General features: G+C 48.3%; 1 protein-coding gene. It reads left to right on the top strand.

The window, feature by feature from the left end; translation table 11 throughout:
- A complete protein-coding gene (locus AB1L17_RS02655; protein WP_412843983.1) occupies positions 1–19,458 on the top strand; it encodes a non-ribosomal peptide synthase/polyketide synthase in 19,458 nt (6,485 codons plus the stop codon).
- Positions 19,459–19,509 lie beyond the last annotated feature (51 nt).

Raw genomic sequence — 19,509 nt, 5'->3', positions numbered from 1 at the left:
ATGAAAAAGCAGGAAAATATCGCAAAAATTTACCCGTTAACCCCATTGCAAGAGGGTATGTTGTTTCATGCTGTCAAAGATTCGAACAGCAGCGCCTACTGCCTCCAGATGTTCGCAACGATCCAAGGTGATTTTCACCTGCCGCTCTTCGAAGAAAGCATCAACAAGCTCGTAGAGAACTACGAGGTATTGCGCACGGTGTTTGTGTATCAAAACCTGCAGCGGCCCAGACAGGTTGTTTTTAAAGAGAGAAAAGCTCCCGTGCATTTCGAAGACATTTCCCATTTACCAGAGCAGGACCAGAACGATTACATAAAAGCGTATACCAGTCAGCATCATTCCTTTGACTTGACGAAAGACATCTTGATGAAAACAGCTATTTTCCAAACAGGAGAGAACAAGTATCAATTCGTTTGGGCCTTCCACCATATCATTGTTGACGGTTGGACATTGGGCGTATTGCAGGGCAAACTGCTTTCGTATTACGCAGCACTCCGTAAAGGCGAATCAATTTCACGGGAAACAGTAAAACCATACAGCGAATACATCAAATGGCTGGATAAGCAAAACAAAGATGAGGCGCTCACTTACTGGCAAAATTACTTGGAAGGCTTTGACCATCAGGCAGACTTCCCTAAGAAGAAGTATGTGGCTGAGGGTGGCACCTATGTGCATGTCGAGTCTCTCTTCACCATAGCGCCAGAACAGACCCAACAATTGATGCACATTGCCAACCAAAATCAGTCCACGATGAGCAGCGTGGTTCAAGCCCTGTGGGGCATTTTAGCCAGCAAGTACAAAAACACGGAAGATGTTGTATTCGGGTCTGTCGTATCAGGGCGTCCACCTCAGATCCAAGGTATTGAGAGCATGGTTGGCTTGTTTATTAACACGATTCCAACCCGGGTTCAAACGAATAGACAACAATCGTTCAGTGAACTGCTGGGGACTGTTCAAAAGCATGCCTTGTCGTCTACTACCTATGATTTCGCCCCGCTCTATGAAATTCAGAGTAAAACGGAGCTCAAACAGGAATTGATCGATCATTTGGTGACCTATGAAAATTACCCGGATAACTCCTTGAAGCATCTGGAAGATTCACTAGGCTTTCAGTTTACGGTGGAAAACGGGGAAGAGCAGACGTCCTATGATTTTAACGTGGTCGTTGCCGTCGCACCCTGGAACGAAATGTTTGTGAAGTTGAGCTATAATGCTGCAGTTTACGAACGGGAATTCGTGGACAGAGTGGAAGGCCATTTGAAAAAGATCATCGAGCAGGTCATTCACAATCCAGAAATACTGCTTCAAGATATCAGCATCATCACTGATGAGGAAAAACAGCAATTATTGGTAGCTTATAACGACACAGCGGCCGATTACCCACAGGACAAAATGATATTTGAGCTAATCGCTGAGCAAGCCAGCCAGACGCCAAATAAAGTAGCGGCTGTTTGCGGTGATAACAGCCTGACTTACCAGGAGCTTCATGTGCGTTCTAACCAGCTTGCCAGAGCTCTGCGCGAGAAAGGAATTACCCGAGGAAGCATCGTCTCGATTATGGCGGAGCATTCGCTGGAACTGATCGTGGCCATGATGGCTGTCTTAAAATCAGGCGGCGCCTATTTGCCGATTGATCCAGAATATCCGCTAGAGAGAATTCAATATTTACTCGATGACAGTCAGACCACGATTCTTTTAACACAGAAGCATCTTCAAGAAAACATCGACTTTACAGGCAATATTCTCTATCTCGATAATCCTTCCTTGTATGAAGGGGACAGCACGAATCTTGATACAGTGTGCACGCCAGATGATTTGGCCTACATGATCTATACCTCCGGGTCCACCGGCAATCCGAAAGGCGCGATGATCACCCATCAAGGTCTGGTCAATTACATCTGGTGGGCCAACAAGGTGTACGTCGAGGGTGAAGCTGTAGACTTTCCGCTTTACTCTTCCATTTCATTTGATTTGACTGTCACCTCGATCTTCACACCGCTTCTATCAGGCAACACGATCTATGTATATAGAGGAGCTGACAAGGTACAGGTCATTTTAGATATTATCCAGGACAATAAAGTAGGAATCATCAAACTGACGCCAACGCACCTGAAGCTGATAGAAGAAATAGACGGCACTAATTGCGGTATCAGACGGTTTATTGTCGGCGGAGAAAACTTGCCAACCAAGCTGGCGAAGAGAATCTATGAGAATTTTGGACACAATGCCAAGATCTTCAACGAGTACGGACCGACCGAAACTGTTGTTGGCTGCATGATTTATCAGTATCACCCTGAACAAACCATACAAGAATCCGTACCAATCGGTGTCCCTGCCGATAACGTGCAGCTGTATTTGCTTGATTCTTCCATGCAGCCTGTGCCTGTCGGATCGATCGGCGAAATGTATATAGCCGGTGATGGCGTAGCCAAAGGGTATTTCAACAGACCGGAGCTGACTCAGGAAAAGTTTATCGATAATCCGTTCCGTCCCGGTACCAAAATGTACCGCACTGGTGATCTGGCGAAATGGCTGCCCGATGGAAACATGGAGTATTTAGGAAGAACAGACCATCAAGTAAAGATTCGCGGACATCGGATTGAAATGGGCGAAATCGAAACACGTCTGACTCAGCATGAGTGGATCAAGGAAGCAGTCGTCATCGCAGAAAAGGATAGCAGCGGTCAAAATGTCCTGTACGCCTACGTTGTTTCCGATCAAGAGCTGACGGTATCTGAATTAAGAGAACATCTGGGAGGTACGCTTCCTTCTTATATGGTTCCGTCGTTCTTCATCCGCCTGGAGGAAATCCCGCTCACAGCAAACGGCAAAGTGGAGCGAAAGAAATTACCGAAGCCTGACGATTCCGTTTTGACCGGAACAGCGTATGTCGCTCCTCAAAATGAGATGGAAACGAAGCTGGCCGAGATTTGGCAGCAAGTCTTGGGGGTTGGCCGCGTAGGTGTTCACGACAATTTCTTCGACTTGGGTGGACACTCCTTGAAGGCCATGACCGTTACTTTCCAAGTCTCCAAGGCGTTGGACGTGGAATTGCCAATCAAAGCTCTTTTCGAGAATCCAACTGTATCTGACCTGGCTGCTTATCTCTCTCGGGCCGGAGGGACCAAGATCACTGCCATACAACCAGTTGAAGAGAGAGACTACTATCCGGTTTCATCTGCACAGAAGAGAATGTATATTCTTCAGCAGTTTGAGGGAAGCGGAATTAGCTATAACATTTTCGGAGCTGTATTGCTCGAAGGAAAGCTGGACTACCAACGCTTCGCAGATGCGATGAAACGTTTGGCAGAGCGTCATGAAGCTCTTCGCACTTCATTCCACAGCATGAATGGTGAACCTGTCCAGAAAGTGCACGCTGTGGTAGAAATACCGATCGTTCACATGGAGTCCAGAGTGGCCGAGATCGAACCGATTATGAAAGAATTCGTCCGTCCTTTTGATTTGGAAGTGGCTCCGTTGCTTCGAACAGGCTTGGTCAACCTGGGTGAAGATCGTCATTTGTTCATGCTCGACATGCACCATATTATTTCGGATGGCGTATCCTCCCAAATATTACTAAGCGATTTTTCCAAGCTGTACAATGGTGAATCCTTGCCAGAGCTTTCACTCCAATACAAGGACTTTACGATCTGGCAAACGGAATTGCTGCAATCGACGCAATACCAAAAGCAAGAGGAGTATTGGGTCAAAACCTTTGCAGGTGAAATTCCTACGCTAAATCTTCCAACAGACTTTCATAGACCTTCTGTTCAAAGCTTTGAAGGAGATTTCATCACGATTCGCTCTGGCAATCAGCTCTTGGAAGAGTTACAGCTTCTTGCTTCGAAGGTAGGAACAACGCTCTTCATGGTGCTCCTGGCTGCCTATAATGTACTGCTATCCAAATACGCCGGGCAGGAAGAGATTATCGTTGGAACACCGATTGCCGGTAGATCGCATCCAGATGTAGCGGGCATTGTCGGTATGTTCGTCAACACTCTCGCCTTGAAAAATACTCCAGTGAGCAACTTGAGCTTCCGTGAGTTTTTGGGCGAAGTGAAACAAAAGACAATGACCGCTTTCGATAACCAGGATTACCCGTTTGAAAATTTGGTGGAAAAACTAGAAGTAAGACGTGATTTGAGCAGAAATCCACTGTTTGACACAATGTTCAGCCTGGATCATGAGGATACCTCCGAGCGTGAAATGTCAGGTCTGAAAATGACCCCTTATCAGCCGGAAAGTAAAATCGCGAAGTTCGATATCTCTTTGGATGCAATTGAAAACCAGGGTGAACTCTTGTTCTATGTCAGCTATTGCACAAAGCTATACGAAAAAGAAACGATGGAACGCTGGGCAGCCCACTATGTGAATATTTTGCAGTCGATTATTGCAAATCCAGACCAGAAACTAGCAGAAATCAGTGTGTTGTCAGCAGACGAGCAACAAAAAGTACTGAGCGAGTTCAACGCAACCGCAGTCGATTATCCCAAAGATAAAGTGTTCCACGAGTTATTCCAGAAGCAAGTGGAAAAAACACCGGATCAGGGAGCAGTGATCTTCGCAAACAAACAGCTTACCTACCGGGAGTTGAATGAAAAAGCCAACCAACTGGCTCGCGTTCTGCGCAGAAAAGGAGTACAGCCCGAGAGTACCGTCGGGATTATGGTAGATCGCTCCTTGCACATGGTGGTAGGTATGCTCGCGGTGTTGAAAGCAGGCGGGGCATTCGTTCCTATCGATCCGGACAATCCGCAGGAGCGTAAAGAGTTTGTCTTGGAAGATAGTGATGCTTTGCTGCTCCTGACACAGCAAAGCATGAAAGGTCAGCTTGCATTTTCACACGAAGTTCTCTTTTTGGATGACGAGGGCATGTATCAAGGGGATGCAAGTAATTTAGAGCAGATTGCTCTGCCAGAACATGCCGCTTATATCATTTATACATCCGGCACCACAGGAAAGCCAAAAGGTGTGGTAATCGAACACCGGAGCTATGCGAATGTCGCGTTTGCATGGCAGGATGAGTATCACTTGGACACCTTCCCGGTTCGCTTGCTGCAAATGGCGAGCTTTGCCTTTGACGTATCGACTGGCGACTTTGCCAGAGCATTGCTCACAGGAGGGCAGCTGGTGATATGCCCGAATGAGGTCAAAATGGATCCTGCTTCCTTGTACGACATCATCAAGCGATACGAAATCACCATTTTTGAAGCAACACCTGCGTTGATCATACCGTTGATGCACTACATTTACGATAATCAGCTGGATATCAGTCAAATGAAGCTCCTCATCCTTGGAGCAGACAGTTGTTCAGCGGAAGATTTCAAAACGTTGCTTTCCCGATATGGCAATTCGATGCGCATTATCAACAGCTACGGTGTAACAGAGGCGTGCATTGATTCCAGCTATTACGAAGTAGCAGACGTCTCATCCGTGAAGTCAGGAACGGTACCGATTGGCAAACCGCTTCCGAATATGACGATGTATGTGGTGGACGCACACTTGAATCTTCAGCCTGTTGGAGTCGTGGGAGAATTGTGCATCGGCGGAGCAGGGGTTGCGCGCGGCTACCTGAACAGACCGGAGCTAACCCAAGAGAAATTCGTGCCGAATCCATTTGCTCCAGGTGAACTCTTGTATCGTACCGGCGATCTGGCAAAATGGCGGGCAGACGGTAATATTGAATTCCTGGGCCGTAACGACCACCAGGTAAAAATTAGAGGGTTCCGGATCGAGCTGGATGAAATCGAGACACAGCTGCGCCAATTTGATGGGATCAAGGATACCGTTGTGGTCGCTATGCAAGATGGCAGCGGTCAAAGCAGCTTGTACGCCTACTATGTCTCAGAGCAGGCATTCCAAGCTTCCCAACTGCGAGATTATCTCGGAACGACTCTGCCGACTTATATGATACCGTCCTACTTTGTTCATTTAGAGAAGCTACCGCTTTCCGCCAATGGCAAGGTAGATCGCAAAGCATTGCCAAAGCCTGATCTCGTAGCAGGAACAGACACCGAATACGTAGCACCACGTAATGACATCGAATCGAAGCTGGTTGCGATCTGGGAAGATGTTTTATCTGTCAAGCAAATTGGCGTCATGGATAACTTCTTCGATCTCGGCGGGCATTCTTTGCGGGCCATGAACGTCATTTCGTTGGCACACCGAGAATTCCAAGTGGATATACCACTGAGAATACTGTTTGGCTCACCAACCGTTTCTGCCTTGTCTGCGTATATTGCGCAAGCTCAAAAAGGAACGTACACAGCGATTCAGCCTGTTCCAAAGCAAGAATGCTATCCTGTTTCTTCCGCGCAAAAAAGAATGTTTATCCTTCGCCAATTAGAAGGGGCAGACATCAGCTACAACATGCCAGGGATTATGTATGTGGATGGACAGCTGGATATCGAGCGACTTGAACATGCGATGAACATGCTGGTGAAACGACATGAATCCCTGCGGACATCCTTCCACTCAATTCAAGGCGAAACGGTTCAGCGTATTCATGAGGATGTCGAACTGAAGATTACGTATTTGCAGGCAACAGAGGATGATGTCAAGCAAATCGTAGGGCAATTTATCCAGTCCTTTGACTTGGAAAAAGCTCCACTCATTCGCGTAGGGCTTGCAAAATTGTCTGGCGAACGCCACTTGTTCATGATTGATATGCATCATATCGTTTCGGATGGTATCTCAATCGGCATTCTCATTGATGAATTTGTTCGTCTTTATCAGGGGGAGATTTTGCCAGAACCGCGCATTCAGTACAAAGATTTTGCCCAGTGGCAGAACCAATACTTCCAATCTGATGCGTTTAGATCACAGGAAGCTTTCTGGGCCGAGCGTTTTGCCGAAGAAATTCCGATTCTCAACCTTTCGACGGATTATCCGCGACCCTCTGTGAAAAGCTTCGAGGGAGATCGATATGGATTTGGCAGTGGCGCGCAATTGAGAAATGATTTGTATCGACTTGCTAACGCTTCTGGAGCAACCCTCTATATGGTGCTGTTGGCGGCGTACAATGTATTTCTATCAAAATACTCCGGGCAAGAAGATATCATCATAGGCACTCCAACAGCTGGGCGTTCCCATGCGGACACAGAAAGCATGATCGGCATGTTTGTCAATACGCTGGCCTTGCGCAATAAGCCAGAAGGTTCGAAATCATTTAGAGGCTTTTTGGAAGAAGTTAAGCATCATACTCTGCAAGCCTTCGAACATCAAGACTATCCGTTGGAAGAGCTTGTCCAGCGGTTGGACATTCATCGGGATCTCAGCCGAAACCCGTTGTTTGATACCATGTTCATCTTACAAAATACCGATGACTCCTCTTTTGTCATTCAGGATTTGTCCTTTACGCCGTATTTTCCTGAGGCAAAGCAAGCCAAGTTTGATTTGACTTTGGAGGCCGGTGAGGAAAACGAAGAGATTGTCTTTTACCTGGAGTACTGCACGCGATTGTTTGCACACGCAACGATTGAAAAAATGGCGGGACACTTCTTGCAAATCCTGCGGACGATCAGTGAGCAGCCTGACATTGTCCTGGCAGAGATCGAGCTGCTTAACCAAGCGGAAAAAGAGCGCTTATTGATTGATTTCAACGATACCCATCAAGACTATCCAGAGGAAAAGACACTTCATCAGCTCTTTGAAGAGCAAGTGGCGAAAACTCCGGATCAAACGGCCATCGTTGTTGGCGAGGAGTATTTGACCTATCAGGCATTAAATGTGAGAGCCAACCAGCTTGCCGTCACCTTGAGAGAGCGGGGCGTGAAGGCTGACCAAACCGTGGGCATCATGGCAAACCGTTCTGTGGACATGATTGTGGGGATCATGGCGATTTTGAAAGCAGGCGGAGCGTATGTCCCAATCGATCCGGAATATCCAGCTGAACGTGTAGCTTATATGGTAGAAGATTGCGAAGCTCGTTTGTTGCTGACCCAAAAACATCTTGAACCGAAAATGGCTGCTCACGTGGAATGCCTGTATTTGGAGGATGAAACGAATTATTCTCCCGATCATTCGAATCCGGAGCCGATCAATACGTCTGCCGATTTGGCTTATGTCATATACACATCTGGTACGACAGGCAAGCCAAAAGGGGTCATGGTGGAGCATCGAGGCATTGTGAACAGCGTGACGTGGAGGAAAGAGGAATATGGCTTGTCTGTCCATGACAGGAGCTTGCTGCCACTATCCTTTGCGTTTGATGCCTTCGTCCTTGCCTTCTTTGCGCCGATTCTTTCCGGTTCAACCGTCGTACTGGCGCAAGAGGATGAAGCCAAGGATCCGGTAGCTCTCCGAAACCGAATTATTGTTTCTAAATGCGCACACATCACATGCGTACCAAGCTTATTCCAAGCCATTTTGGAATGCAGCACTCCTGCGGATATCAGCCACTTGCAAGTGGTCACACTCGGGGGAGAAAAAATTTCGACTCAGCTTGTTGAGAAGACCAAGCAGATGAATCCGCAATTGGTCATCGTCAATGAGTACGGTCCGACAGAAAGCAGCGTTGTTTCTACCTTTTTGCGTATCACACATCCGGATTCAGCGATCACCATCGGGCATCCGATTGCAAACACCCGCATTTACATCATTGACAATACCCAACAGCTACAACCACTTGGCGTAGTTGGAGAGATTTGCATCGGCGGTCGTGGTTTGGCTCGGGGATATTGGAACAAGCCGGAACTCACTCTGGAGAAGTTTGTACCGAATCCTTTTGTGACTGGCGAACGCATGTACAAAACAGGCGATCTTGGCAAGTGGCTCCCTGACGGAACGATTGAATTCATCGGACGTGTGGATGAACAGGTGAAAGTAAGGGGCTACCGGATTGAAATCGGCGAGATTGAGTCGACTCTGCTCACTGTTGAAAAGGTGAATGCAGCCGTGGTCGTTGTCCATGAAGATCGACTGGTTGCCTATTTCACTGCTGAAGCAACACTTGACACCTCTCTGCTGTGGTCGAATTTGTCGAAAAGACTGCCGTCCTACATGCTTCCTGCATACTTTGTCCAGCTCGACCAAATTCCGCTTACGCCCAATGGAAAAATGGACAAGAAAGCACTGCCGAAGCCAGACGGCAAACCTGTAACAGGAGCGGACTATGTTGCACCAGGAAATGATATAGAAAGAAAGCTGGCAGATATTTGGGAACGTGCGCTCGGTGTTAGCGGCATCGGCATTCTCGATAACTTCTTCCAGTTAGGCGGCCATTCATTGAAAGTGATGAGCGTCGCTGCCCAGGTGCATCGTGAGTACCAAGTCGAGGTTCCACTCAAAGTACTTTTCTCGACACCTACCATTAAGGCCCTGGCACAGTATATCGCGACGAGTGGGAAAGACACCTATATACCGATTCAACCAGCACCACTGCAAGAGTATTATCCCGTTTCCTCGGCACAAAAGAGGATGTATGTCCTTCGTCAGTTTGAAGGCACAGGCACTGTCTATAACATGCCGAGCGCGATGTATATCGAAGGCGAGCTGGATTATGAGCGCTTTGAGTACGCAATTCAAGGACTGGTCAAGCGGCACGAATCGCTGCGAACATCCTTCCACACGGTCAATGGCGAGCCAGTGCAACGCGTGCATGAGTCTGTTGAGTTGAACGTAGCGTATGGAGAATTGACGGAACAGCAAGCAGAGCAAACAATCGAATCGTTTGTGCAAGCATTTGATTTGGAGAAAGCACCGTTGCTACGGGTCGGACTCTTCCGATTGAGCGCAAAACGTCACCTTTTCCTGATGGATATGCACCACATCATCTCAGATGGCGTCTCTGTCGGAATCATAATGGAAGAGTTTTCGAGGTTGTATCACAACGAAATATTGCCGGAGCTGACTGTACAATACAAAGATTTCGCCCTCTGGCAGTCTGACCTGTTCCAATCAGACATCTATTCGAAGCACGAAGCTTATTGGGTGGATTCCTTCGCGGGAGACATTCCGGTACTCAACCTGCCAGCCGATTATTCTCGACCACTGGTACAAAGCTTTGAAGGAGATTGCATTTCGTTCCAGACAGACAAACAGTTGATGGACGATTTATACGCGCTTGCTCACGAGAACCAAACCACACTTTTCATGGTTCTCTTGGCAGCTTACAATGTGCTCCTTTCCAAGTATTCCGGCCAAGAAGACATCGTGGTGGGAACACCGATTGCCGGCAGATCGCACGCTGATGTAGAGAGAGTCTTGGGGATGTTCGTCAATACGTTGGCTTTGCGAAATTACCCAGCTGGCACGAAAGCTTTCCAAGCATTTTTGGAGGATGTCAAACAAAATACGCTGCAGGCATATGTCCATCAGGATTATCCATTTGAAGCATTGGTAGAAAAACTGGAAATCCAGCGGGATCTCAGCAGAAATCCGCTGTTTGACACGATGTTCATTTTGCAAAACCTGGACAAAAAAGCTTATCAACTGGATGGACTGAATTTTGAACCGTATCCCGCTCAGGAAGGCAATGCCAAATTCGATCTCACATTGGAAGCGCATGAAGATGAGTCAGGAATTCATTTTGGTCTCGTATACTCCACGAAATTGTTCCAGAAAGAGACCATAGAAAGAATGTCTCATCATTTCCTCGAGGTACTTCGGGGAATCGTTGCAGACCAGACCGTTTCCTTGCATGAGATCAGCTTGTTGACCGAAGAAGAGAAGCAGCTTGTGACTGTTGGTTTTAACAACACGTCTGCTGCGTATCCCCGGGAGAGCACGATTCAGGATCTGTTCGAGGAGCAGGTTGCAAGAACGCCTGAGCATGCTGCAGTCGTTTTTGACGGACAGATGATGACGTATCAGGAGCTGAACTCACGAGCAAATCAGATCGCACATGCACTTCGCCGGTTTGAAGTAGGAAACGATTGCGTCGTAGGACTTATGACAGATCGTTCACTCGAAATGATCACAGGCATCATGGGGATTCTCAAAGCAGGAGGAGCCTATCTGGGAATTGATCCGGAGCATCCGTCAGAGCGCATTTCTTACATGCTTGAAGATGGCGGCGTGAAGGTTGTCCTCGTGCAAAGACATTTGCTGCATCTCGTGGACGAAGGTCTCATTCCGATTATTTTGGAAGATGAGAGCCTGGTTCGAGAAGATTCTAGCAATCTGCCCATCATCAATCGTGCCACTGATCTGGCGTACGTCATGTACACATCAGGCTCTACGGGCAAACCAAAAGGAGTCATGGTCGAGCATCGCAACGTCACGCGTTTGGTGAAGCATACGAATTACGTTCAAGTACGCGAAGAAGATCGTATGATTCAAACGGGCGCCATTGGCTTCGACGCCATGACGTTTGAGATTTTCGGGGCGCTGCTGCATGGTGCCAGCCTGTTCCTTGTGAGCAAGGATGTATTGTTGGATTCTGAAAAGCTGGGCAGCTTCCTGCGAGAGAATCAGATTACCACGATGTGGTTAACGTCTCCGCTCTTTAACCAGCTCTCACAAGACAATCCGGCGATGTTCGAAGGATTGCGAGCTTTGCTTGTCGGTGGGGAAGCCTTGTCTCCGAAGCACATCAATAGAGTAAGAAACGCCAATCCCAATCTGGAAATTTGGAACGGGTACGGCCCAACCGAAAATACGACCTTCTCCACATGCTATCTGATTGAGAAGGAATTCGCAGACAATATTCCGATTGGGAAGCCGATCACCAACTCCACTGCCTACATCGTAGATCGCTACAATCAGCCGCTGCCAGTTGGCGTGCCTGGTGAACTGTGCGTAGGTGGCGACGGGGTAGCCAGAGGATATTTGAACAAACCGGAATTAACCGCTGAGAAGTTTGTTCCGAATCCGTTTGTTTCTGGCGAATACATGTACCGCACAGGGGACTTGGCGAGATGGCTGGCGGATGGAACGATTGAGTATTTGGGTCGAATCGACCAGCAGGTAAAAATCAGAGGCTATCGGATCGAGCTTGGGGAAATCGAGACCGTTCTGACCCATCTGGAAAAGGTAAAAGAAGCTGTCGTTACCGTGATAGATGATACGAACGGCCAAAAAGCTCTCTGCGCTTATTTTGTTCCGGAAGCGGCACTCGACGTATCCGAGCTGAGAGAAGCTATTGCCAAAGAATTGCCTAGCTACATGGTTCCAGCCTTCTATGTCCAAATGGATAAACTGCCGTTGACCGCAAACGGAAAGGTCGATCGTAGAGCACTGCCTGAACCGTCTGAAGATCGAGTCCTAGGCTCTGCCTATGTAGCGCCACAAAATACAACGGAGCAAAAGCTGGCCGAAATTTGGCAAGAGGTTCTGGGAATTCATGCGATAGGCATTCACGACAACTTCTTTGAACTGGGCGGTCATTCCTTGAAGGCCATGAATGTGATCACACAGGTTCATAAAGCGTTCCAGGTTGATCTTCCGTTAAAAGCACTGTTTGAATCACCTACGATCCATGAGTTGGCAGCCTTTATCAACGCGAGTGAATTCGAACAGTTCGAGACGATTCAACCAGTGGGGCAAGCTGACTTTTATCCGGTTTCGTTCGCACAAAAAAGAATGTACATCCTTCATCAGTTTGAAGGAAACGGAATCAGCTATAACGTGCCAAATGTACTGGTGATGGAAGGCAATCTGGATTACGAACGCTTTGAACACGCCATCCGAACACTGGTAAAACGTCATGAATCGCTGCGAACTTCCTTCCATTCGATAAATGGGGAACCAGTCCAACGCGTCCATGAGAATGTCGAGATGCACATGGTCATTTCCGAGGCGGCAGAAGACCAAATCGAACAACGCATACAGGAGTTAGTCCAACCGTTTGATCTCAAAGTGGCTCCGCTGTTCCGGGTTCACCTGATCAAGCTGAGTGCAGAGCGTCACTTGTTCTTCATGGATATGCACCATATTATCTCGGATGGTGTATCGCTTGCGGTTATCGCCAAGGAGTTCGCCAGCTTGTACGAGGAAAAGCAGCTTCCTGATTTGCGCATCCAGTATAAAGATTTCGCTGTATGGCAAACAAGGCTGACACAGTCTGATCGCTTCCAAAAACAGGAGGATTATTGGACCAATGCCTTTGCAGGGGAAATCCCGTTACTTAACCTGCCAACTGATTTTCCACGACCTACTGTTCAAAGCTTCGAAGGTGACACGGTAGAAATCGGCACAGGAAATCACTTGCTTGCGGAGTTGCGGCAACTCGCTGCAAATACGGGATCAACGCTGTTCATGCTACTTCTTGCGGCTTACAATGTACTGCTATCCAAATACGCAGGACAGGAAGAAATCGTTGTCGGCACACCGATTGCAGGTCGATCCCACGCAGATGTGGAACCAATCGTCGGCATGTTCGTCAACACGCTCGCCTTGAAGAATGTGGCTGCTGGCAACCTGACCTTCCGTGAATTTTTGGATCATGTGAAACAAAGCTCTCTGAATGCGTTCCAGCATCAGGATTATCCGTTTGAACATCTCGTAGATAAGCTGCAAGTTCGGCGCGATCTGAGCCGAAATCCGCTGTTTGATACGATGTTCAGCCTGGGGCTTGCGGAATCATCAGAAGCAGAAGTAGCAGGACTGAAGGTATCCCCTTATCCGGTAGACGGTAACATAGCGAAATTTGATCTCTCTCTGGATGCCATGGAACAACAAGATGAGCTTCTCGTGCAGTTCAGCTATTGCACGAAGTTGTTTGCAAAAGAAACGATCGAACGACTGGCGGCTCATTTCGTCAATCTTTTACAAACGATCATCACCAATCCGGATAGCAAGCTGGCAGAGATCAGCGTGTTGTCAAAAGGTGAAATGGATCAGATGCTGCATGACTTCAATGCAACAAAAGCTGCTTATCCAACGAATAAAACGTTCCAGGAGCTATTCGAGGATCAAGTCGAAAGAACACCGGATCAGGTGGCGGTAATTTTCGGGGATCAACAGCTAACCTATCAGCAAGTAAATGCAAAAGCGAACCAGCTCGCCCGTGTCTTGCGAAGAAAGGGAGTCAGACCGGAGAGTACAGTCGGCATCATGGTAGACCGCTCGTTGCACATGGTTGTTGGCATGCTCGGTATTTTGAAAGCAGGGGGAGCATACGTCCCAATCGATCCAGACTATCCGTTGGAGCGTCAGGGATTCATATTGGAAGATAGCAATGCGAAGCTGTTCCTTACCTTGCAAAAAATGAATAATCAGCTTGTCTTCCCGTATGAAACCCTCTATCTGGATGCAGAGGAGCTGTATCAGGAAGAAGCGAGCAATCTGGAGCATGTTGCACTGCCGGAGCACGCCGCTTACATCATTTACACCTCCGGAACTACTGGCAAGCCAAAAGGGGTCGTTATCGAACATCGGAGCTATGCCAATGTCGCATTTGCATGGCAGGATGAGTATCACTTGGACAGTTTCCCTGTTCGCTTGCTGCAAATGGCCAGCTTTGCCTTCGACGTATCGACTGGCGATTTTGCCAGAGCTTTGCTTACAGGTGGGCAGCTGGTGATATGCCCGAACGAGGTCAAAATGGACCCTGCTTCTTTATACGACATTATCAAACGCTACGAGATCACCATTTTCGAGGCGACACCAGCATTGATCATGCCGTTGATGCACTACATTTACGAAAACCAGCTGGATATTAGTCAAATGAAGCTCCTGATACTCGGTGCAGACAGCTGCCCGGCGGAAGACTTCAAAGCCTTGCTGGAGCGATTCGGCAATAGGATGCGGATTATCAATAGTTATGGAGTAACAGAGGCGTGCATCGATTCCAGCTATTATGAGGAAACAGACATTTCATCCATCAAGTCAGGAACTGTGCCGATCGGCAGACCGCTTCCGAATATGACGATGTATGTGATGGATCAACAATTGAACCTTCAGCCTGTCGGAGTCGTGGGTGAATTGTGCATCGGTGGCGCAGGCGTTGCGCGCGGCTATTTGCACAGACCAGAGCTGTCGCAAGAGAAGTTCGTGCCGAATCCGTTTGCCCCAGGTGAACTGTTGTACCGCACGGGTGATCTCGCGAAATGGCGCGCGGACGGTAATGTCGAGTTCCTGGGACGGAACGACCATCAGGTGAAAATCAGGGGTGTCCGTATCGAGCTGGGCGAAATTGAGACACAGCTGCGGAAGCTGGACGGAATCATGGAAGCAGTTGTGGTCGCAAGAGAAGATCACAGACAGGAAAAGTATTTATGCGCATACTTCGTGACGGACCACGAGATCGACACAGCACAATTACGCGCGTCTTTACTGAAGGAATTGCCGCAAGCGATGATTCCATCGTATTTCGTTTCCCTTGATGCACTGCCGCTTACTGCGAATGGAAAGATTGATAGACGTTCCTTGCCGGCGCCAGATGTATCCTTGCTCAGAACGACCGAGTATGTTGCGCCTCGCTCCGTATTGGAAGCACAATTGGCTCGCGTCTGGGAGGATGTGCTGAATGTCCAGCAAGTGGGGGTACTGGATGATTTCTTTGCCATTGGCGGTCACTCACTACGTGCCATGAATGTGATTTCGAGCATGCATAACGAATATCAAATCGATATTCCGCTTCGCATGTTGTTCGAAAAACCGACGATTCAGGAATTGGCAGCTTACATCGAAGAGTCAACAGGAGAGAATGTCATCTCGATCCAGCCAGCTGGCGAGCAAGAGCATTACCCTGTTTCATCTGCCCAAAAGCGAATGTATATCCTCCATCAGTTTGAGGGAGTGGGCATCACCTACAACATGCCTTCTGCCATGGTGATTGAAGGGAAGCTCGACCCAGAACGTTTGGAACAAGCATTCAAGCACCTGATTGAGCGACATGAGAGTCTGCGCACCTCGTTTGCCGTGGTAAATGGGGAGCCTGTTCAGAAGATTCATCAGGAAGTTCCTTTTGAGATTTCGTATTCGACCGTCACAGAAGACCAGGCCGAGAGGATCGTTTCAACCCTCGTTGTGCCATTCGATCTGTCGGTAGCTCCGTTGCTTCGTGTCTGGCTATTGAATATCGGGGAGGATCGTCATGTGCTCTTTACCGATATGCATCACAGCATTTCTGACGGCGTTTCATCGGGCATTCTCATGAACGATTTGGTGCAGCTGTATCATGGTGATGCTTTGCCTGCGCTGCGAATCCAATACAAAGACTTCTCTGTCTGGCAGCAAGAGCTGTTCCAATCCGATGCATTCAAAAAGCAAGAGGAGTATTGGGTTCACACGTTTGCAGACGACATTCCCGTGTTAAACCTGCCAATTGATTTCACCCGACCAAGCACGCAAAGCTTTGCAGGCGATCAATATACGATCGGAACTGGAAAGCAGCTGATGGAAGGCTTGAACCAGTTAGCACAGTCAACGGGAACGACATTGTACATGGTTCTTCTCGCGGCGTACAACGTTCTGCTTGCCAAGTATTCCGGTCAGGAGGACATTATCGTCGGAACACCGATTACAGGTAGATCCCATGCTGATCTGGAACCGATTGTCGGTATGTTTGTGAACACATTGGCGATGAGAAGCAAGCCGCGGGCAGAGAAAGCATTTACCGAGTTTTTGCTGGAAGTCAAACAACATGCGCTGGACGCGTATGCCCACCAGGATTATCCGTTTGAGGAACTGGTGGAAAAGCTGGCTATCCCGCGAGACTTGAGCAGAAATCCGCTTTTCGACACCGTATTTACCTTGCAAAACAACGCGGATGAATCCATCAAACTGCCTGAGTGGACACTCGCTCCTTTCCTGACAGAAGAATCAGGCAAGCACGCCAAATTCGATTTGACGCTGATCGCCACAGAAGAGAGTGAAGAGATCACGCTGGGTGTGGAGTACAGCACGAGCTTATTTACGAGAGAAACGATTGAACGATTCAGCAAACACTTCCTTGCGATCACAGAGATCATCGTACAAAATCCGCACATCCGACTGGGTGAGATCGACGTGCTCTCGCGTGAAGAGAAGCAGCAGATTTTTGCGGAGTTCAATGATACGACAGTTAGCTATGACCTAGATAAAACATTGCACCAGCTATTCGAAGAACAGGTCGACAAGACACCGGATCAGGTAGCGATTCTCTTTAACGGGCAATCGCTGACGTACAGAGAGCTTAATGAGAGAGCAAACAGACAGGCAAGAGTTCTGCGAGCAAAAGGGATCGGCCCAGACCGTCTTGTCGCGATCATGGCAGAGCGTTCACCGGAGATGATTATCGGTATTCTCGGCATTCTGAAGGCAGGCGGCGCCTATGTTCCGATCGATCCTGCTTATCCGCAAGAGCGCATCCAGTACCTGCTGGAAGACAGCGATGCTGTAATGCTTCTGTGCCAGTCCCATCTGTCACCTATCGCATCTAGCGTGTCTAGTGAGCTGGAATGGCTTGATCTGAACGAAAAGCAGGGCGCTGAGCTGGATTGCTCCAATCTCCCAGCAGTCAATCAACCAACGGATCTTGCCTATGTGATCTATACATCTGGTACGACCGGCAAGCCGAAGGGAGTGATGATCCCGCATCGGGGAATCGTGAATTGCATGCAGTGGAGAAGAGATGAATACCGTTTCGGACCGACTGACAAGGCGTTGCAGGTGTTCTCGTTTGCCTTCGATGGATTTGTAGCAAGCTTGTTCGCCCCACTTCTCGGAGGTGCTACTTGCGTGTTGCCGAGAGAGGAAGAAGCCAAAGACCCGGTAGCGTTGAAAAAGCTGATCGCCTCGACTGGTGTCACACACTACTATGGCGTGCCGAGTCTGTACCAAGCGATTCTGGATTGCTCAACTGCAACAGACTTCCGTGATCTGCGCTGCGTAACTTTGGGAGGAGAGAAGTTACCCGCTCAGCTTGTTCACAAAACGAAAGCAAAACATCCTGGAATCGAGATCAACAATGAATATGGTCCGACCGAAAACAGCGTAGTCACGACCATTTCCCGTTCTATCGAAGCAGGTCAAGACATCACGATTGGCCGTCCGCTAGCCAATGTACAGGTCTACATCGTAGATGCGCAGCATCACTTGCAGCCAGTTGGGGTAGTTGGTGAGCTATGCATCGGTGGTCCTGGACTTGCGAGAGGCTACCTGAACAAACCGGAGCTCACAGAAGAAAAGTTTGTTGCGAATCCGTTTGAATCAGGTGAGCGCATGTACAAAACAGGTGACTTGGTGAAATGGAGGACGGATGGCAAGATCGAATACATCGGTCGGGCAGATGAACAAGTAAAAGTGAGAGGGTATCGAATCGAGATCGGGGAGATCGAGAGCGCCATACTTGCTTACGAGAGCATCGATCAAGCGGTCGTGGTTGCGCAAGAGGGTGACTCAGCTGCTGGACAGTACTTATGCGCGTATTTCGTAACAGCCGCAGAAGTGTCTGTATCCGAATTGAGAAGGCATCTTGCCAAGGAACTACCTGCTTACATGGTGCCAAGCTATTTTGTCCAGCTCGATCAACTGCCCCTTTCTGCCAATGGAAAAGTGGATCGCAAAGCATTGCCGCAGCCACAGCAATCCGATGCGATCACTCGTGAATACGTCGCGCCAAGAAATGCGACAGAGCACCAATTAGCATCCATTTGGCAAGAGGTTCTGGATGTAGAGCCAATCGGCATCACTGACCATTTCTTTGAACTCGGCGGACACTCTTTAAAAGCGACGCTTCTCGTAGCCAAAGTGTATGAGTACATGCAGATTGAACTGCCGCTGAACCTCATCTTCCAGCATCCTACGATAGAGAAGGTAGCAGACTTCATTACGCATAAAACCTTTCAAACCAATTACACCCGAGCCATTCTGTTAAATAAGGAGACGGCCCGAAATGTATTCTGCTTCACTCCAATTGGTGCCGAGAGTGTCTACTATCAAAAGCTTGCGGATGAAATCCAAGGCGTCTCCCTGCATAGCTTTGATTTCATCCAAGAAGACAATCGAATGGAACAGTATATGGAGGCCATCCTCGCAATTGATCCGAAGGGTCCCTATACGCTCATGGGTTATTCATCCGGAGGCAATCTGGCTTTTGAAGTTGCAAAAGAGCTGGAGAACCGGGGATATGCCGTGAATGACCTCATCTTGTTCGACTCGTACTGGAAGGATAAGAGGATAGAGCAGACCGTAGCGGAAACAGAAAAAGACATAGCCCAGTTATTTGCCGACATTGGAGAAAACACCGAGATGTTCAATATGACACAAGAAGATTTCAACTTGTACGCTGCCAATGAATTCGTCAAGCAGAGCTTCATTCGAAAAACGGTCAACTACGTGATGTTCCACAATCAACTGGTTAGCACAGGCACAACGAATGCATCCATCCACCTCATCAAATCGGAGCTGGAAGGGGACGACGAAGATCTGGTAGCAGCACAATGGAACGAATCAGCTTGGGCAGCATCAACAAAACGACTGCTGACGTACGACGGGTACGGTATCCACGCCAGAATGCTAGGAGGCAATTACGTATCTAAGAATGCATCTATCCTCCGAGACATCCTTCAAGAGCTGTTCATTCTGAAGTAAGACCGTGGCTTTGTGATGATTCCCCTTGGGAAAGATCTTTCCAAGGGGAGT

The sequence above is a fragment of the Brevibacillus jepli genome (genome assembly GCF_047229145.1).
In the GTDB taxonomy this organism is placed as follows: Bacteria; Bacillota; Bacilli; order Brevibacillales; family Brevibacillaceae; genus Brevibacillus.
Note: the sequence above shows the minus strand (reverse complement) of the source record. Positions and strands in the feature narration are given on the sequence as shown.

Excerpts from the sequence above, each read along its gene's own strand:
- AB1L17_RS02655 (WP_412843983.1), top strand. The coding sequence starts at position 1 with ATGAAAAAGCAGGAAAATATCGCAAAAATTTACCCGTTAACCCCATTG.